Source organism: Leifsonia sp. Root112D2, assembly GCF_001424905.1.
Classification (GTDB): domain Bacteria; phylum Actinomycetota; class Actinomycetes; order Actinomycetales; family Microbacteriaceae; genus Root112D2.
Genome location: NZ_LMCU01000001.1, coordinates 1707005 through 1724085 on the forward strand (window position 1 = coordinate 1707005; position 17081 = coordinate 1724085).

Sequence of the window (17081 nt, forward strand, 5' to 3'; positions counted from 1 at the left end):
CATGCCCTCCGACCTTCCTCCCGAGCGCAGCCAGTCCCTGCCCGGCCGCATTCTGGCCCAGCTTTTCGCACCAGAAAAGGCGCGGACGCGAGCCGTCGACATCCCCAAGATCCCGGGCGCGCTGAAGTGGTACCAGGTCTCGGCGTACGTCACCGGCATCATGCTGCTGCTGCTCGTGGCCGAGATGATCGTCAAGTACGGCTTCCACTATTCGCTCTACGCATTCGGCAACCACGGCGCGCTCGCGCTCGTGTGGTGGGACCCCACCGGCACGCTGCCGACCGCGACCGGCATGGACGTGAGCACGGCCATCCTCATCGTGCACGGCTGGCTCTACGTGGTCTACCTCTTCTGTGACTTCCGGTTGTGGAGCTTCATGCGCTGGTCGGGACCGCGGTTCCTCCTGATCGCCGCCGGCGGCGTCGTACCGTTCATGTCGTTCATCGTCGAGGGCATCATCACCAAGCAGGTCAAGGCCTTCCTCGCCACGCACCAGGCGCAGGCCAGATCAACCGTGGAGGCATCCCATTAGCACCGAGCCCGCGGCCACGACCGCGCCCGACGCCGAGCGTGAGGCCGGCGCGTCTGAGACCACCGAGTCCGCACGCACGGAGTCGGTGAAGAACACCGACGGCAGCCCTGTTGTCTCGCACCCGGTTCTCGTCGTCGACTTCGGGGCGCAGTATGCGCAACTGATCGCCCGGCGCGTGCGCGAGGCATCCGTCTATTCGGAGATCGTGCCGCACACCATCACGGCGAGCGAGGTCGCGGCGAAGAGCCCGGCCGGCATCGTGCTCTCGGGCGGGCCGTCGAGCGTGTACGAAGAGGGCGCCCCGAGCTTCGACCCGGCGATCTTCGACCTCGGCGTACCCGTGCTCGGCATCTGCTACGGCTTCCAGGTGATGGCCACGGCGCTCGGTGGCGAGGTGGCGCACACCGGCCAGCGCGAATACGGCTCGACCGACGTGCGGGTGACGGATGCCGGCGTGCTGCTGGCGGGCCAGCCCGACGCGCAGACGGCCTGGATGAGCCACGGCGACTCCGTGTCGAAGGCGCCGGAGGGCTTCTCCGTGCTGGCATCGTCGGACTCGACGCCCGTCGCGGCGTTCGGGAACGATGAGCGGCGTCTCTACGGCGTGCAGTGGCATCCGGAGGTGAAGCACACGGCGCACGGGCAGCGCGTGCTCGAGAACTTCCTGCACCGCGCGGCCGGCATCCCCGCCGACTGGAACAGCGGCAACGTCATCGCCGAGCAGGTCGCGGCCATCCGCTCGCAGGTCGGTGGCGGCAAGGTCATCTGCGGGCTCTCCGGCGGCGTCGACTCCGCCGTCGCGGCGGCGCTCGTGCACGAGGCCGTCGGCGACCAACTCGTGTGCGTCTTCGTCGACCATGGCCTGCTGCGCCAGGACGAGCGGCGCCAGGTCGAGGAGGACTACGTGGCTGCCACGGGCATCCGCCTCGTCACCGTTGACGCCCGCGAACAGTTCGTCGGCGCGCTCGCCGGCGTCAGCGACCCCGAGCAGAAGCGCAAGATCATCGGCCGTGAGTTCATCCGCACCTTCGAGAAGGCGCAGACCGACCTCATCGCCGAGGCGGCGGAGGAGGGCGACCCGATCCGGTTCCTTGTGCAGGGCACGCTCTACCCCGACGTCGTCGAGTCCGGCGGCGGCAGCGGCACCGCGAACATCAAGAGCCACCACAATGTTGGCGGACTGCCGGAGGACCTGCAGTTCGAGCTGGTCGAACCGCTGCGCACCCTGTTCAAGGACGAGGTGCGTACCATCGGCCGGCAGCTGGGCCTGCCCGAGGAGATCGTGGCACGTCAACCGTTCCCGGGGCCAGGGCTCGGCATCCGCATCGTCGGTGAGGTCACCGAGGAGCGCCTCGAACTGCTGCGCAAGGCGGATGCGATCGCTCGCGCCGAGCTGACCGCCGCCGGTCTCGACGGCGAGATCTGGCAGTGCCCGGTGGTGCTGCTGGCGGATGTGCGCTCGGTTGGAGTGCAGGGCGACGGACGCACGTACGGGCACCCGATAGTGCTGCGGCCCGTCTCGTCGGAAGACGCCATGACGGCGGACTGGACGCGCCTGCCCTACGACGTGCTCGCGAAGATCTCCAACCGCATCACCAACGAGGTTGACGGTGTGAACCGGGTAGTGCTCGACGTGACGTCGAAGCCGCCGGGCACCATCGAGTGGGAGTAACGCGGCCTCACGGCGCGGCCGGTGTTGCGAGCAAACCGAACTCGTGTGCCCGCGCTACCGCGCCGTCACGCGATTTCACGCCGAGCTTGAGGTAGAGGTTGCGCACTTGCGTCTTGACCGTATTGCGTGAAACGAAGAGGTCATCGGCCACTGCCTGTGTGCTCATCCCTTCTGCGATGCGTTCGAGAATCACCTGTTCGCGTTCGGTCAGTTCGACCAAACGCAGTTCACGTGGAAACGGAGTCGGCGTGCTTCCAAGCTCATCGAGCACATCGGATTCATGGCCCGATTCAGCAATCAGGGCGGTCAGCTCGTGGCGCGGTATGGCCATCAACGGGCGAAGAGTCCCGGTGGTTCCCACGCTATCGAGGGCGTGTCGCAGCAGTTCGCGCGCGGCGGCTGTATTGCCTAAGCGGCCTTCGGCACTGGCAGCGATAAGCAGCAGTTCCTCCGGCGAGTATTGCGTGCCTGTACGGGCCAGCCCCGCGGTCGCGCTTCGAAGCGCACGTTCGGGCTGTCCGGAGAGCAGGGCGAATCGGGCTCGTACGGAGTCGAGAGCGGAATGATGTGGTGCGCTTGTCAATAGTCGCTCGGCTTGGTTGGCCAAGCCGAGCGCGATGAGTAGGTCCGCCTCGACGGCATCGAGCAGCGGCTGCATGGTGGACTGATGGCGGAGCCACGGGGCCCGGTTTCGCTTCTCTTGCCGCACCAGGGCAAGGGCGCCGAGCCGATCCCCCCACTGGAGGGCGTACCGTGCCCGCGTGTACGCGACGAAGGGGCTCCAGCTCTGTTCGACGCGGGCAGTGATCTCGACACGGGCCATTGCATCGGTCGCCGCCACCCGGTCGAGCCGATCAATCGCTATCAGCGTTCGAGCCAGTGCGCCGCTGAGCGAAACCCATCGCGCCATCCAGTCGCTTTTGCTGTACGGACGATCGTGGCGGTCGAGCCAGATCAGTGCCTGCTTTGTGCTGCCGAGCAGCGAAAAGAAGAGCGCGATTTTGCCTGCGGCGTCGACCGACACGTGTTCTGATGTGGAGGCCGGGGCGAGCTCGTAGGCAAATCGGAGAACCTCGATCGCACGAGGGAGGTCATCGGCAAGACCTCGGGTGATGCCGACCTGCAAGAAGCTATTCGGCGCCTGCGCTACCACGGTGTCCGGCTGATGAAACCGGCCGACGCGTCCGATGAGTTCGGCTTTGTCGGCGTAGCGGAGGGCGTGCGCCAGTCGTCCGCGCATACGCATGGCGATCATCATGGCTGTCGCCGTGCCCAGTGCCTGTCGCGATAGAGGCGACCGGGCAAGGGCTTCGAGCTTGCGCGGTGTCTCTGGCAGAGGATCGGGCAGCGAGAGTAGGAGGTCGTCCGTCGGCGATGCCAGGTTCATTCGGATGTCACGTACCGCAGCGGCTTGCGGGTGAGTGGCGATGAGCGCGTGCGGAATAGCGGCGAATGCCACATCGAGCTCCGGCATGTGCATTTTGAGCAGCTCGGGCCAGCCATGCTCGATGATCTGAACCGCGTGCTTCAGATCATTTGCCTTCAGCGCGTGCCTGAGTGCCGGCGCGAAAGCGCGGCGGTCAAAGTACCAGGACGCGAGTCGGGAATGGAGCGCCGTCACCCGCTGCGGCTGTCGTCGTTCGAATTCCTCGCGGAGTGCGGCCCGGGCAACGGGAAGCCAACGATAGACGAATTCATCGCCTTCCCAGTTGGTGGTGAGGACCCCTTCCTCTTCGAGTCGTCTGAGATGGCATGCGGCCCGCTCGTCACCGCTCACCGCCACAGTGAGCTCCTCCGTCACCGAATCGGGCAGCGCTGTTGCGAAGATGACATTCAGCCGTTCATCCATTTCGAACTCCGGGACGAGGCGACGCCGCAGGTAATCTCGAGCGACTCGAGCCGACACCGTCTCAATGTCGATGGGCCCTGGTCCCGCACGGCCCAGCTCGAGGGTGAGCGCCCGGGTCGGCTCAGGCCAACCTTGACCAGCCGCGTGCACGGCGCGGATCTGACCTTCGTCGAGTTCGGCCCCGAGCACTTGTGCCAACTCGGCAGTCTCTCGAAAGTTGAAAGCCAGGTCGCGGGCGCGGATCATGGTCGCGCTGAGGTCGGACCAGACGACCGAGTCGAAGATGTCATTGCGTCGAACGCACACGATGACCTTCAGCCCGCGCCTCCGCGCGATCAATTCGTGCAGGCCGTCCTGGATCTCCCGATCGGCAACCGTGTCGAACCGATCGAGGATGATTGTCAGCTCGGAAGAACGAACATGCACGACCGAGAGGATGGCGGCGTACGGCGATGCGGCGGACGCATCGAGAATGATGCCGCTCACCGTGAAAGCGCTGGCGAGATCCGACCAAAAGGTTCGCGAGGTCGAGTGCTTTGCATCCATCCAGATGATAGCGGCGCTATCGTCACGGCGTGTGTTCGCCCATACGGAGACTGCTGTTGTCTTGCCGAACCCGGCAGGACCCTGAATAACGATGAGCGCGGAGTCCTTCTCAATCGCCGCGTGCAACCGCTCGCGGCGGACGACCTTCTCCGGGGCGCGGGGGAGTGCTCCTCTCCAATGGAAGGCGACGTCGTCCACGTCGCGAGCGCCACTGTCCCGCTTGTGCTCGCGATCTCCTATGCCTGCCGTTGACCGCACCGTCCTCCCCCTGTCCCGAGAACGGTCCCCCAACGCCTCCTCGGCAGATCGCCCCGAACGGCGAGGCGACGGCCGCGCCGTTGTGTTCATCTCCGTAGTGCCCGGGACCGGTCCGGTCACGAGCCTATCGGATCGCCCCATTCACGTGCTCGTCATCGTCGGACGACGTCCCACCCGGCGTCTGACCGGATTCCGCGACCTCCGTCTTTGCACGAGACCGCGCAGCGACCAAGGGTGAGGACCGGGGTGATTTATTGGCTCCCTACCGAGAACGCCGGTATGCAGCCAGTTAGATGGAGATGTGGTGGGCCGTCTGGACGATTCGCCACCCCTCGCGCTCGTCATCGGATGGCTTTGGAGGCCTCTGAACATGAATACTCTTTACGCCCTCGGTGGCACGCTGGTTCGCCGGGCAATGGCCGTTGTCGGTTTGCTCAGGAAGCGTCCGATCCTGGCCTCCGTCGTCGCAGTGCTTCTCGCCGTGACGACCATCGGCGGCGTCGCGGCCGCACCGGCGATGGCGGCGCCCGGCGACCTCGGCGTGACGGTCGAGTGGGTGGATCTGAGTGGGAATGGCGTCACGGATCTCACCGCTTCGACCAGCTCTCAGACGGACCTGCAGGAGCGGTTGGTGGGTGTCCGCGTGGGCTACTCGTGCGGTTCGACCGCGTGCGCGTCGGCGTCGGTCAAGGTCGACGCTATGCCCCTCGACCCGACGTACTCCTCCTACCGGTTCGCGGCGTTCAGCAGCGCGACCCTTCCCACCGGCGCCACCCGATCGGGCAATGATGCCAATGGGTACACCATCGCTCTCGGCAACCTTGGCGCGGGTTCGAGTGGTTCGTTCGTGATGTTGTACACCTACCAGGTGCGCGCGACGGCGCCGTCGCCGCAATCGTTCTTCCCCGAAGGCTATGCGGCGCGGACAGCCGCCACGATCACCTCACCCGGGCTGACCTCGGCATCCGCCGCGGATGCGGTCACGTGGCACATCGTGACTCCCGACCCTCAGATCAGCTTCTTCACCGCAAGCACAGCAGGCACCCAGCTCGTGACCGCCCGCGCGGATTCGGACTACACGTACACCGATTACATGACGTCCGGCTGTTTGTGGGACGGTGGAGGACACGGCGAACCCGTGTACGAGTGTGCCAGGAGTTACACCGCCAGCCAGACACTCCCAGCGGGCGCCGTGTTCGTCTCCGCCTCCAACGGGGGCGACTACAACGCCCAGACCAACACGGTCACCTGGACCGACACCGGCAAGGACGCGGCGACGGGATGGGGCCTTCTGTCGGGAGTCGGCAGCCCGCGCACGGTAGTCGTACGGTTTCCGTCGTCGATGATCACGGACCCGAACAACTGCGTGATCAACGTCGATACCTCGCTCGCCGTCGACACCACCTACCTCAGTGGCGCGACAAGGTCGGCCTCGTCGTCGACCCGGCACACCGTCAACGGATGTACCCCATTTGCCTCGGGTTCATCGGAGAAGTTCTCCACATCGAGCTTCGCGACCGGAACCTCCGACACCGTGGTCTGGGCGGGCAGCAGCCAGCAGTGGACGGTGCGGGTCTACAACCGCTCGAATGTTCCCGCCGTCGGCACGATCACCGAGACCCTCGACCAGGCCGGTCTGCCGGTGAATCGAATCACCAGCCCCAATGGTTCCGCGACCATGACCCTCACGCTCGATGACGCCACTGTCGTCACATACACGGGCGCCGACTACACCGCGCCGGCCGGCCGCACGATTGCGTCGGCCACCGTTGTGACGCCGACAATCGCTGGTCCGAACAACGTGGTGACCGACCAATCGAAGTCAAACTACGTTCCGATCCGGTTCTACTACACGGTCACCGGCACGGTGCCCCTGGACGGGTTCAGCCGCACCAACACCGCACAGGTCTCGCTCGCCTTCCCCGACAATCCGGAACTCGGCACCCTGAGCGCAGCTCCGGCGAACGCCACGGTGCTCGTCACGCGAAAGCCGGCCGTGTTCGCACCGACCCTCACCGCGGCGGTGCCCGGGGGAGGCAACCCCGTTTCCGGGCAGCTGGTCACCTTCACCATGACCGGCGTCACGAGCAATCAGGAAACAGGAGTCGCCTCTCAGCCGCAGTATGTGTTCGTCGCTCCGGCCGGATGGACGATTCAACCGAACTCTGCTGCGATCGTCGGGCTCTCCGACGCTACCTTCACGTACAAGACCGTTGTCGTCAATGGCGAGACGCGGCAGGCCGTCTACGCCGCCCGTCCCGCGGGCACGGTCTGGGGCATCAACGCCACCTGGCCTGCGATGACGGTGAAGGCCTCGCCCGACGCATCGCTTCCGGCCAATACCCTGAGCACCGCCCAGTTCTATCAGGGCGACGCCGGGCACAACTACGGCGCGAAGAGCGCCGTCTGGGGAGCGACACTCGGCAACGCGTGGGGCTCGTACCGCTACGATGACGCGGCCGACCTCGATGGTGATGGCGTCACCACCGAGTCGTACGCGTACGTCGAGACGCAACTCAGGATCGGCTCGGCGTCGGGACTGGTCGTGACCAAGGAGATCTGCAAGCCCGACAGCAGCCAGAGCGACGGCTGCCTCTGGGTGTCGGACCCGTCCAGCGCAGTCCCGGTCTCGCCGAACACCCCCGGCATTAAGTACCGCGTGACGATCAGCAATGGCGGTAACACAGCCTTGTCGAACGTCGTCGGCTACGACATCCTCCCGTACCCGGGCGACACGGGCGCAACGTCCGCGTCGGCCGCGACCTCGCGCGGGTCCACCTTCACCGAGCACATCAAGAGTGCGAGCGGTGTGACGGGCGTCACGCTGGCCTATTCGACCTCGGCGAATCCGTGCCGAGCGGAGGTCTACCCGAGCGCGCCCGGTTGCGTGAGCGATTGGGGCAGCACCGCGGCTGGCGCACAGGCGGTCAAGATGACGGTCGACGCCCTCGCCGTCGGCGCATCCGCGCAGTTCAGCTACCTTGCCGACGTGATCGGCGATCCCGCCGCAGGCGACAAGGCGTGCAACTCGGTCGCGGTCTCCTCCTCGAGCACCCCGGTCACCGAGCCGCCCGCCGTCTGCGCGGTGGTGGAGGCTGCCGATCTCTCCGCAAGCGGACCGGCCACGATCGACACGCAGATCGGCCGCCCGACCACCGTGCCGTTCACCTTCGAGAACATTGCGGGCACTTCGACACCGGCAACGGTGAAGATCACGCTGACAGCCGGGGTGGATGTCACCGACCTTGCGCCCGCCGGCTGGACCTGCACGGCGGCTACGGCCGCTCCGGTGACCGGTCCGGCCGAACTGAACTGCACCCGCACGCCCGATTTCGCGGTGGGCTTTCCGGCGACGATGAACCTGGACACCATCGTCACCGCCACCGGAGCATCCATCACGTCTGCCATCGCAGGCTCGATGTTCGACGCGAACGCAGACAACAACGAGCACACCACGAAGTTGGTCGCCACGGCGGCCGCCACCAGCCTCGCGGTGACCAAGGGCGACGGTGTGAGCGCGGCGAGCGTCGGAGAGAACCTGACGTACTCGATCGACGTCAAGAACCCGCTCGCCTTCGAGCCGCTCGGCGCCGTCACCATCACCGACACGCTTCCGGCGGGTCTGCAGTTCGTCTCGGCGAGCAACGGCGGTAAGTTCGACGATGGCGTCGTCACCTGGACCCTCAAGGCTCTGAGCCCCGCCGCGACCGGCACCGTCTCCGTCACCGTTCGCGTGCTCGACTCGGTGGCGGACCACTTCACCAACGGAGTACAGGCAACGGCGGCCGATCCGGCCTTTCCCGGTCAGAAACTCACCGGTTCGGCGACCGATACCGACGCCCTCGCCGCGCTCAGCCTGACGAAGACTGGATCGGCATCCAACGCCACCAACCCGGCGCCCGGCGACACGATCACGTACACCTTCACCGCGCGCAACACGGGCGGTGCACCTCTGTCTGGGGTGGGGATTACGGACACGATGGCCGGTCTGTCGGCTATTACGTTCGGGGCCTGGCCGTCGAGCGCAGGCACTCTCGGCGAAGGTGAGCAGGTGAAGGCCACGGCCACATACACGCTCACCCAGACCGACATCGATGCGGGCAAGGTTGTCAACACGGCCCAGACCTCCGCGACGACGGCCGACAAAGCCGCCGTGGACGCCACGGCCGGCACGACGGTCAATCTGGGGCAGGCTCCGGCCATCCAGTTGACCAAGTCCGGCGAGGCACTGATCGCGACCGCGGGTGATCAGGCCACCTTTACTCTGGTGGCGAAGAACACCGGAAACGTCACCCTCACTGGAGTGGATCTGACCGACTCGCTGGGCGGCCTCTCGGCGCTCAGCTACAGCTGGCCCGCGGGGCCCGGCCTGCTTGTGCCCGGCCAGTCCGTGACGGCGACGGCGGGCTACTCGCTCACCCAGGACGACGTGGATGCCCACTATGTGGAGAACGACGCCACCGTGACCGGCACTGCGCCGAACGGCGCCGCCGTCGCCGCTGACGCCACGGTGCGCGTGAATGTTCCATCGACGACGAGTCTGAAGCTGACGAAGTCCGGCACCGTGAATAGCGCCGGGGACGCGGCTGTGGGCGACATCATCACCTGGAGCTTCGAGCTGGTCAACGACGGCGACGTCACCCTGACCAGCGCCGATATCGACGATACCCTCAACGGCGTATCGGCCATTTACTACACATGGCCGGCGGCAGACGGCGTCCTCGCTCCGAACGCGACCGTGACAGCCACGGCCACATCGACGATCACGCAGGCAGACGTCGATCGTGGCTACGTCATCAACGAGGCGACCGCTTCCGCGAAGCCGGCGAGCGGTCCTGCCGTAATCGCCACAGGGGAGGCGCGAGTCAACCTCGCGCAGCATGGTGCGCTGACCCTGACCAAGAAGGGAACGATCGGCGCCGGCGAGGTCAAAGCGGGTGACAAGATCAGCTACACGTTCGATGTCGAGAACACCGGAAACGTCACCGTCGACGGCGTCGACATCGCCGATCCGCTCCCGGGGTTGACGTCCGTCACCTACGGGGCGTGGCCGGGCGCAAGCGGCGTGCTCGCGCCCGGCTCGAAGGTCAGCGCGACCGCCGTTTACGCGGTGACACAGGCCGACATCGACGCCGGCACCGTGCACAACGCAGCCATCGCAAAGGCTAAGACGCCGACGGCCGGCGACGTGCTCGGAACCGCGGAGACGGACGTTCCGCTTGCCGCGACCGCGAGCATCCGACTGGTGAAGACGGGAAACTATGGCGGCGCTGCTCTCGCCACACCGGGTGGGCTCGTCGACTTCACCTTCGAGATCACCAACACCGGAAACCTCACCCTCACTCGCCTGGGTATCACCGACGGGCTCACAGGGCTCTCGAACATCAGCTACGCGGCCTGGCCGGGTTCATTCGCGACGCTCGCGCCTGGGCAGAAGGTGACGGCAACGGCCACTTATGCAGTGACCCAGAAGGACATTGACGCGGGAGCAATCGTCAACGCCGCTACGGCGGTCGGCACTCCTTCGCGCGGCTCCGTTGTCACCAGCGACAGCGAGGTGACCGTGGCCTTGCCGAGCACGTCCGGGCTGGCTGTCGTGAAGACCGCGACCCTGAGCGACGCGAACCACGACTCCAAGGCAAATCCGGACGAGGCCATCGGGTACACATTCGCGATCACGAACACCGGAACGGTCACCATCACGGATGTCGGAATCGACGATCCGAAGGTGGCTGTCACCGGTACGATCGCCGCGATCGGGCCGGGCCAGACGCTGGTGCTGACGAGCAAGGCGTACACCGTGACGCAGGCGGACGCCAAGGCGGGCAAGGTGGTCAACACGGCCACTGCGCATGGCACGCTGCCAAACCAGATCACGATCGTCTCCGATCCGTCTACAGCGACCACTATCGCCGGAATCGTGCCGGCTCCGATCGTGCAGACACCGACTGAGGTCGCCGCCGATGCGGCGCTCGCTCGCACAGGCTCCGACGTCGGCTTGGGCGTGCTCGCGGCGAGCCTCTTGTTCGTCTTGGCCGGACTCCTGCTCGTGGTGATCAACCGTCGTCGACGTCGAAACGCCTAACATGCCGAGCGGCTCCTCGACGGGCCTCAGCTGGTCGAGGAGCCGCGAGCGTGGAATGGTGGAGGGATACCGTTCGCCGAGGAGGTACCGTGCGCAATTCGAGCAGAGTACGTGATCAGCCGGCGCTGACGACGTCGAGCGGCAAGAGCTGGCTCATCATGGGGGCGCTGCTCGCGATCATCAGCGTGATAGTGCTGATCCCGTTGATGCAGCGGGAACCGCGGGCGGTCGCCGTCATCGGCGTCATTGCCGTCGTGGTGCTCTACGCGGTCATCGTCGTGGCGCGTCTGCTTGTCGGGCCGGGACGGCTGCGACTGGGCATCATGGCCATTGCGATGCTCTGCATGGCGGCCAGCGCGCTGACCTGCGTGCTCATCATCGCCGGCGCGCAACCCCGATAGTTGTCCTGAGCCTCACTGCCGCCGTGGGAGCGCCCACCCTCGATGGGCGGATGCGCCCCTGCCTCTGGACGGCTCCTGAGCGTATCGTGTGAATCGCGGACCGGCATCGTGGCCGATCGCGGAAGGAGGCGACCGAGATGTCGCATACCCAGAACACAGGATTCCCCGCCGTTCCCGAGGCTCCGGCTTCGCCCGCAGCCGCCGTCGCCGCGGCGTTCGGCGACCCCGCCGGGCTCGGCCTCGGCGCATTCGCGCTCACCACCTTCGTACTCAGCGTCGTCAACGCGGGCTGGGTCGCCGGCGGAGCCGTCGGCGCCGTCATGGGCCTCGCGCTCTTCTATGGAGGGGTTGCGCAACTCTTCGCCGGCATGTGGGAGTTCGCCAATCGCAACACCTTCGGTGCCGTGGCATTCAGTTCGTATGGTGCTTTCTGGCTGTCGTTCTGGTACTTGGAGACCTTCGTCAAGGTGCCCACCGCCGACGCCGGTGCCGCGGTCGGGCTCTACCTTCTGGCGTGGGGAATCTTCACGCTGTACATGACCATCGCGGCGTTCCGCACGAACTGGGTGGTCTTCCTGGTGTTCGTCTTCCTGACCCTCACCTTCTTCGCCCTCGCGATCGGCGAATTCTCCGGCACGAAGGGCATCTCGACGCTCGGTGGCTACCTGGGCATCCTCACCGCGCTGCTAGCTTGGTATGGTTCGTTCGCAACGGTGACCAACTTCACCTTCAAGCGGGTCGTGCTTCCCGTCGGCCCGTCAAGCAAGTAGCAAAGGCGCACTATGACAGACGCATCGGCACAGTCCGACCAAACGATTTCCAATCTGCTGCACGAGAACCGGCGTTTCGCCCCGAGCGACGCGTTCGCCGCTCAGGCGAATGTGAAGGCGGATGCCTACACGGAGGCATCCGAGGATCGCCTCGCGTTCTGGGAGAAGCAGGCCAAGAGGCTGTCGTGGAGCGAGCCGTGGACGCAGGCCCTGGACTGGTCCAACCCGCCGTTCGCCAAATGGTTCGTCGGCGGCAAGCTCAACGCCGCATACAACTGCCTTGACCGGCACGTGGAGGCCGGCCTCGGCGATCGTGTCGCGTACTACTTCGAGGGCGACCGTGGCGACACCCGCACGATCACCTACAGGGAGCTGACCGAGCTCGTGTGCCAGGCGGCCAACGCGCTCACCGAGCTGGGTGTGAAGACCGGTGACCGGGTGGCCATCTACATGCCGATGATTCCGGAGACGGTCGTCGCCATGCTCGCCTGCGCGCGCCTCGGCGCCCCGCACACCGTCGTGTTCGGCGGCTTCTCCGCCGATTCGCTGCGCAGCCGCATCGACGACTGCCAGGCCCGCGTTGTCATCACGGCCGACGGGGGATTCCGCAAGGGCGCCGCGTCGCCGCTCAAGCCGGCCGTCGACCAGGCCATCGCCGATGGCGCCGACGTCGACACCGTGCTCGTCGTCAAGCGCACCGGCGACGACGTCGAGTGGACCGATGGCCGCGACGTCTGGTGGCACGACACGGTGGAGAAGGCCTCGAAGACGCACGAGGTGCAGGCGTTCGACGCGGAGCATCCGCTGTACGTCATGTACACCTCGGGAACCACGGGCAAGCCGAAGGGCATTCTGCACACCACCGGCGGGTACATGGTCGGCTGTTCATACACGCAGTGGGCCGTGTTCGACCTCAAGCCCGAGACGGATGTCTACTGGACCGCCGCCGACATCGGCTGGGTCACCGGGCACAGTTACATCGTGTACGGCCCGCTCGCCAACGGCACCACCTCGGTGCTGTATGAGGGCACGCCGGATTCGCCGCACCAGGGCCGCTGGTGGGAGATCATCGACAAGTACAAGGTGACGCAGCTGTACTGCGCGCCCACCGCCATCCGCACACTGATGAAGTGGGGGGCGCAGGTACCGGCCAAGTACGACCTCTCCTCGCTCAAGCTGATCGGCTCGGTCGGCGAGCCCATCAACCCGGAAGCGTACGTCTGGTACCGGCACCATGTCGGCCACGACAACACGCCCGTGGTCGACACCTGGTGGCAGACCGAGACGGGCATGATCATGATCAGCCCGCTGCCCGGTGTGACCGCCGGCAAGCCGGGCGCCGCCATGAAGGCCCTTCCCGGAATCGTGGCGGACGTTGTCGACGACGCCGGCAACTCGGTGCCGAACGGATCGGGCGGGTACGTCGTGCTCACCGAACCGTGGCCCGCCATGCTGCGCACGATCTGGGGGGACGACGACCGCTACGTCGACACGTACTGGTCGCGGTTCCCCGGCAAGTACTTTGCCGGCGATGGCGCGAAGAAGGACGAGGACGGCGACATCTGGCTGCTCGGCCGGGTGGACGACGTGATGAACGTCTCGGGTCACCGGCTCTCGACGACCGAGATCGAGTCGGCGCTGGTGTCGAACCCGAAGGTTGCGGAGGCGGCGGTTGTCGGGGCATCCGATGAGATGACCGGCCAGGCTGTCGTGGCGTTCGTGATTCTGCGCAGTGAGGCCGCCGACGGCGGGCCGCACGTGGTCTCGGAGCTGCGCGAACACGTCGCCAGTCAGATCGGCAAGCTCGCCCGGCCGCGCCAGATCATGGTCGTGGCCGAACTGCCCAAGACCCGCAGCGGCAAGATCATGAGGCGGCTGCTGCGCGATGTGGCCGAGAACCGCGAGATCGGCGACGTCACAACGCTGGCCGACTCCACGGTGATGGATCTGATCCAGACGGGTATGGCGAGCGGCTCCCACACCGACGACTAACGCGTTTTGCGCGTGGGCTACCCGCTCACGAGTCGCGCCAAATGGCCCTCTCCGTATGCTGGGGAGGGCCATTTGGCACGAGTCGGCATGACGACGGCAGCGGGCTATGGCGTCTCGTCGGAATCGGCCCCGCCGGGCGGGGCGGGGATCGGGTTCGCGCGGGCGCCGAGCTCGTCCCGAATCGCCTTGCGCACGATCCAATAGACGAGAAAGAGCACGACGGCGACCGGCACGAGGTATAGCGCAAGGGTCGCGAGCATAGCGAGAATCTGCATGCTGCAGCGTACCGCGCCTCACAAGCACGGCGACGGATGCGCGCTAGCTGCGCGCGGCATCGGGCGTGTGAAGCGGCCCCGCCCCCGAAGGCGGGCTAGTTGCGGGAGAGGGCGAACATGCGCAGGAACTCGATGTAGAGCCAGATGATCGTGACCATGAGGCCGAATGCTCCGGTCCAGCCGTACTTGCGCGGGGCGCGGTTCGCGACGCCGTTCTTGATGAAGTCGAAGTCGAGCACCAGCGAGTACGCGGCCATGATCACGGCGAGCACGCCGATGATGATGCCCAGCGGGATGCCGAAGACCAGCTGCGAGCGCCAGCCGAACGCCATGTCGCTGTTGCCGAAGATCATGAAGCCCACATTGGCGAGGCTGAACACCCCATAGCCGATCATGGCGATGAGAAAGACCTTGGTGGCCTTCTTGGAGGCGCGCACCTTGCCGCTGGCGAACAGCGCAAGCGTGACGCCGAAGACCACGAGCGTGGCGAGCACGGCCTGCATGACCACGCCGCCCCAGTTAGCCTCGAAGAACGCCGAGATTCCGCCGATGAACAGGCCCTGTGCTGCGGCGTACGCGACGATCAGCGGCGCGGATGGCTCCTTCTTAAAGGCGTTGACGAGACCGAGAACGAGGCCGACCACAGCGCCGGCGATCCAGACATACGGCACGAACCAGCCGACGCCGGCAGCAAGCAGCAGCACGATGAAGAGCACCACCGTCTTGCCGATGGTGTCTTCGTAGCTCATGCGGTCGGTGTCGGAGGAGGTTGCCGACGGAGACTCATAGAGGTTCTGCAGGCCCTCGGCGGTGGCCAGCTGCGTGGCCTGGGCGGTCTCGGTGGCGAATGCTGCGCCGTTGCCGGGCTTGAACGCCGGGTTCTTCGAAAGGGCGGGGTTGCGGGATGCCATGTGTTCCTCTGCTCTCGCGTACATCACGTGATGCACGTAATGGGCGGGCATGAACGCCGCCGTTCACCTCAATCTATCGGAGATCACCCGTGTCGCGGCTGATAGTTCCATGGGTGCTTGATGCTGCGCGGGATGCGGTCCACGCGGAGAACGCGCGGGCGGTCCAGGCGCATCCGACTGTCACGATGGCACCCGCGGTAAGCACTACCCACCCCGAGTTGTAGTCGACCTCGATGCCATCGGGGATGGTACCGCTCACGAGTATCCCGAGCAGAATGGGGGCTATCGCGAGCACGAACGCGAGAGGCGGGCGGTGCCGCACGAGCAGCCAGGCAGCGAGGATGACCGCCAGCGACCCCGCGAATCCGCCGCCGCCGAGAAGCAGGCACGATGCCAGGATCGCCGGAACGAACACCGTCATGCGCCTCCAGCCGACCGAGGGCAGAATCGTCCAGCCGATGGCCTGCAACAGGCATCCGAGGGCGAGAAATTGCAGGCTGTACGTCGTGGTGATCTGCACGGATGCGACGCCCAGCGTGACGAGCGCGAGGCCGGCGAGAACACGTGGCCGGTAACGACCCCAGCGCAACGGCAGCAGCGACGTGGGCTCGACCCAGCGCGGGGCGGTCGGAGTGGGCGCGGCGGTCACGATATCGATTGTGGCACTCTCGCCAACGGAGCTCGCGAGGGCGCGTCATAGTATCGAGCCATGGGCTCGCATCCGTCTCCCGTCGTCATCGGTCACCGTGGAGCGAGCGGCTACCGCCCCGAACACACCGCCGCAGCGTACGAACTCGCCTTCGCGCTCGGCGCCGACGCGGTTGAGCCCGACATCGTGGCCACGCGCGACGGTGTGCTCGTGATTCGGCACGAGAACGAGATCTCGACCACCACCGATGTGGCCGACCACCCCGAGTTCGCCGATCGTCGCGCGACGAAGACCGTCGACGGCGTCGAGCTCACCGGCTGGTTCACCGAGGACTTCACCTGGGCGGAACTCTCGGGTCTGCGAGCCACGGAGCGGCTCGGCCCGCTGCGACAGGCGAGCAGCACCTTCGGCGGCCTCTACCCGATTCTGCGCCTGGCCGACCTGTTCGAGATCGCGGATGCCGCCTCCGCGCTCGCGGATCGCCCCATCGGCATCGTGGCCGAGATCAAGCACCCCAGCTATTTCGCCGGCATCGGCCTGCCGCTGGACGAACTGTTCGCGGCCGAGGTGAAGGAGAGCGGCTGGGACCAGGACATGCTCACGGTGGAATGTTTCGAGAAGACGGTGCTCTCGCAGGTTCATGCGCGCGGCATCCACAGCGAACGGGTGTATCTCGTGGAGGCGAGCGGTGCGCCGTACGATCGCGTGGCATCCGCGGGCAGTGCGGCGGTTGAGTATGCGCACGATGTGACCGAGCGCGGCCTGTACGAGCTGGCATCGGCTCCGCCCGTCGAGCGCGTGAACGGGGTGAGCGTGAACACCTCGATGCTGTTCGAGACGGATGCCACGGGTGCGGCAATCGGTGTCACCGGACTTGTCGACGATGCCCACTCGGCCGGACTCGGCGTGTTCTGCTGGACGCTGCGCGCAGAGAACCGCTTTCTCGCCCCGAACTTTCGCCGCGGCGAGCGCGATGCCGACTACGGCGACTGGCGCTCGCAGTTCGGCCTGCTGCTCAGCTCGGGTGTCGACGGCGTCTTCGCCGACCAGCCGGACCTGGCCGTGGCCGTGCGCGACGGGCGGTAGCAGAGCCTCTTCGCTGGTTGAGGAGCGGTCGAGGGACGAGGCCGCGTCTCGAAAC

The 17081-nt window shown here is 66.3% G+C and carries 11 protein-coding genes; 7 read left to right on the plus strand and 4 right to left on the minus strand.

Annotation, left to right across the window (positions count from 1 at the left end; translation table 11 throughout):
• The first annotated feature begins 1 nt into the window (after position 1).
• A complete protein-coding gene (locus ASC63_RS07910) occupies positions 2-532 on the plus strand; it encodes a DUF3817 domain-containing protein (RefSeq protein WP_082487391.1) in 531 nt (176 codons plus the stop codon).
• Between the two features lie 85 nt (positions 533-617).
• A complete protein-coding gene (gene guaA, locus ASC63_RS07915) occupies positions 618-2204 on the plus strand; it encodes a glutamine-hydrolyzing GMP synthase (RefSeq protein WP_055811642.1) in 1587 nt (528 codons plus the stop codon).
• Positions 2205-2211: 7 nt separating this feature from the next.
• On the opposite strand, the gene ASC63_RS07920 is transcribed toward guaA, so the two are convergent.
• A complete protein-coding gene (locus ASC63_RS07920; protein WP_162242886.1) occupies positions 2212-4797 on the minus strand; it encodes a LuxR C-terminal-related transcriptional regulator in 2586 nt (861 codons plus the stop codon).
• Between the two features lie 430 nt (positions 4798-5227).
• Here ASC63_RS07920 and ASC63_RS07925 point away from each other — a divergent pair, with 430 nt between their 5' ends.
• The 4 genes from ASC63_RS07925 (at position 5228) to acs (ending at position 14105) form a co-directional block, all read left to right on the plus strand.
• A complete protein-coding gene (locus ASC63_RS07925) occupies positions 5228-10942 on the plus strand; it encodes a beta strand repeat-containing protein (RefSeq protein ID WP_157487630.1) in 5715 nt (1904 codons plus the stop codon).
• 89 nt (positions 10943-11031) lie between these two features.
• A complete protein-coding gene (locus ASC63_RS07930) occupies positions 11032-11343 on the plus strand; it encodes a hypothetical protein (protein ID WP_055811649.1) in 312 nt (103 codons plus the stop codon).
• A 137-nt stretch (positions 11344-11480) separates the two neighbouring features.
• Positions 11481-12113, plus strand: coding sequence for an acetate uptake transporter (locus tag ASC63_RS07935; protein WP_055811652.1), 633 nt, complete (start codon positions 11481-11483; stop codon positions 12111-12113).
• A 12-nt stretch (positions 12114-12125) separates the two neighbouring features.
• Positions 12126-14105 (plus strand): acetate--CoA ligase, encoded by a 1980-nt coding sequence (gene acs / locus ASC63_RS07940; RefSeq protein WP_055811655.1) that lies wholly within the window; start codon positions 12126-12128, stop codon positions 14103-14105.
• A 104-nt stretch (positions 14106-14209) separates the two neighbouring features.
• On the opposite strand, the gene ASC63_RS16280 is transcribed toward acs, so the two are convergent.
• The 3 genes from ASC63_RS16280 to ASC63_RS07950 form a co-directional block, all read right to left on the minus strand.
• On the minus strand, positions 14210-14380 hold the full coding sequence (locus ASC63_RS16280) for a hypothetical protein (protein WP_157487631.1): 171 nt from the start codon (positions 14378-14380) through the stop codon (positions 14210-14212).
• A 95-nt stretch (positions 14381-14475) separates the two neighbouring features.
• Complete coding sequence (locus ASC63_RS07945; protein ID WP_055811658.1) at positions 14476-15291, minus strand: Bax inhibitor-1/YccA family protein; 816 nt, start codon at positions 15289-15291, stop codon at positions 14476-14478.
• A 73-nt stretch (positions 15292-15364) separates the two neighbouring features.
• The gene (locus ASC63_RS07950; protein WP_055811660.1) at positions 15365-15940 is read right to left on the minus strand and encodes a hypothetical protein; all 576 of its coding nucleotides are present in this window, start codon (positions 15938-15940) and stop codon (positions 15365-15367) included.
• A 60-nt stretch (positions 15941-16000) separates the two neighbouring features.
• Here ASC63_RS07950 and ASC63_RS07955 point away from each other — a divergent pair, with 60 nt between their 5' ends.
• A complete protein-coding gene (locus ASC63_RS07955; protein ID WP_055811664.1) occupies positions 16001-17026 on the plus strand; it encodes a glycerophosphodiester phosphodiesterase family protein in 1026 nt (341 codons plus the stop codon).
• Positions 17027-17081: the final 55 nt, after the last annotated feature.

What these genes read in the sequence shown, in the direction of transcription:
- ASC63_RS07910 (WP_082487391.1), top strand. Translation starts at nt 2, where the DNA reads ATGCCCTCCGACCTTCCTCCCGAGCGCAGCCAGTCCCTGCCCGGCCGC.
- ASC63_RS07925 (WP_157487630.1), top strand. Translation starts at nt 5,228, where the DNA reads ATGAATACTCTTTACGCCCTCGGTGGCACGCTGGTTCGCCGGGCAATG.
- ASC63_RS07935 (WP_055811652.1), top strand. Translation starts at nt 11,481, where the DNA reads ATGTCGCATACCCAGAACACAGGATTCCCCGCCGTTCCCGAGGCTCCG.
- acs (WP_055811655.1), top strand. Translation starts at nt 12,126, where the DNA reads ATGACAGACGCATCGGCACAGTCCGACCAAACGATTTCCAATCTGCTG.
- ASC63_RS16280 (WP_157487631.1), bottom strand. Translation starts at nt 14,380, where the DNA reads ATGCAGATTCTCGCTATGCTCGCGACCCTTGCGCTATACCTCGTGCCG.
- ASC63_RS07945 (WP_055811658.1), bottom strand. Translation starts at nt 15,291, where the DNA reads ATGGCATCCCGCAACCCCGCCCTTTCGAAGAACCCGGCGTTCAAGCCC.
- ASC63_RS07955 (WP_055811664.1), top strand. Translation starts at nt 16,001, where the DNA reads ATGGGCTCGCATCCGTCTCCCGTCGTCATCGGTCACCGTGGAGCGAGC.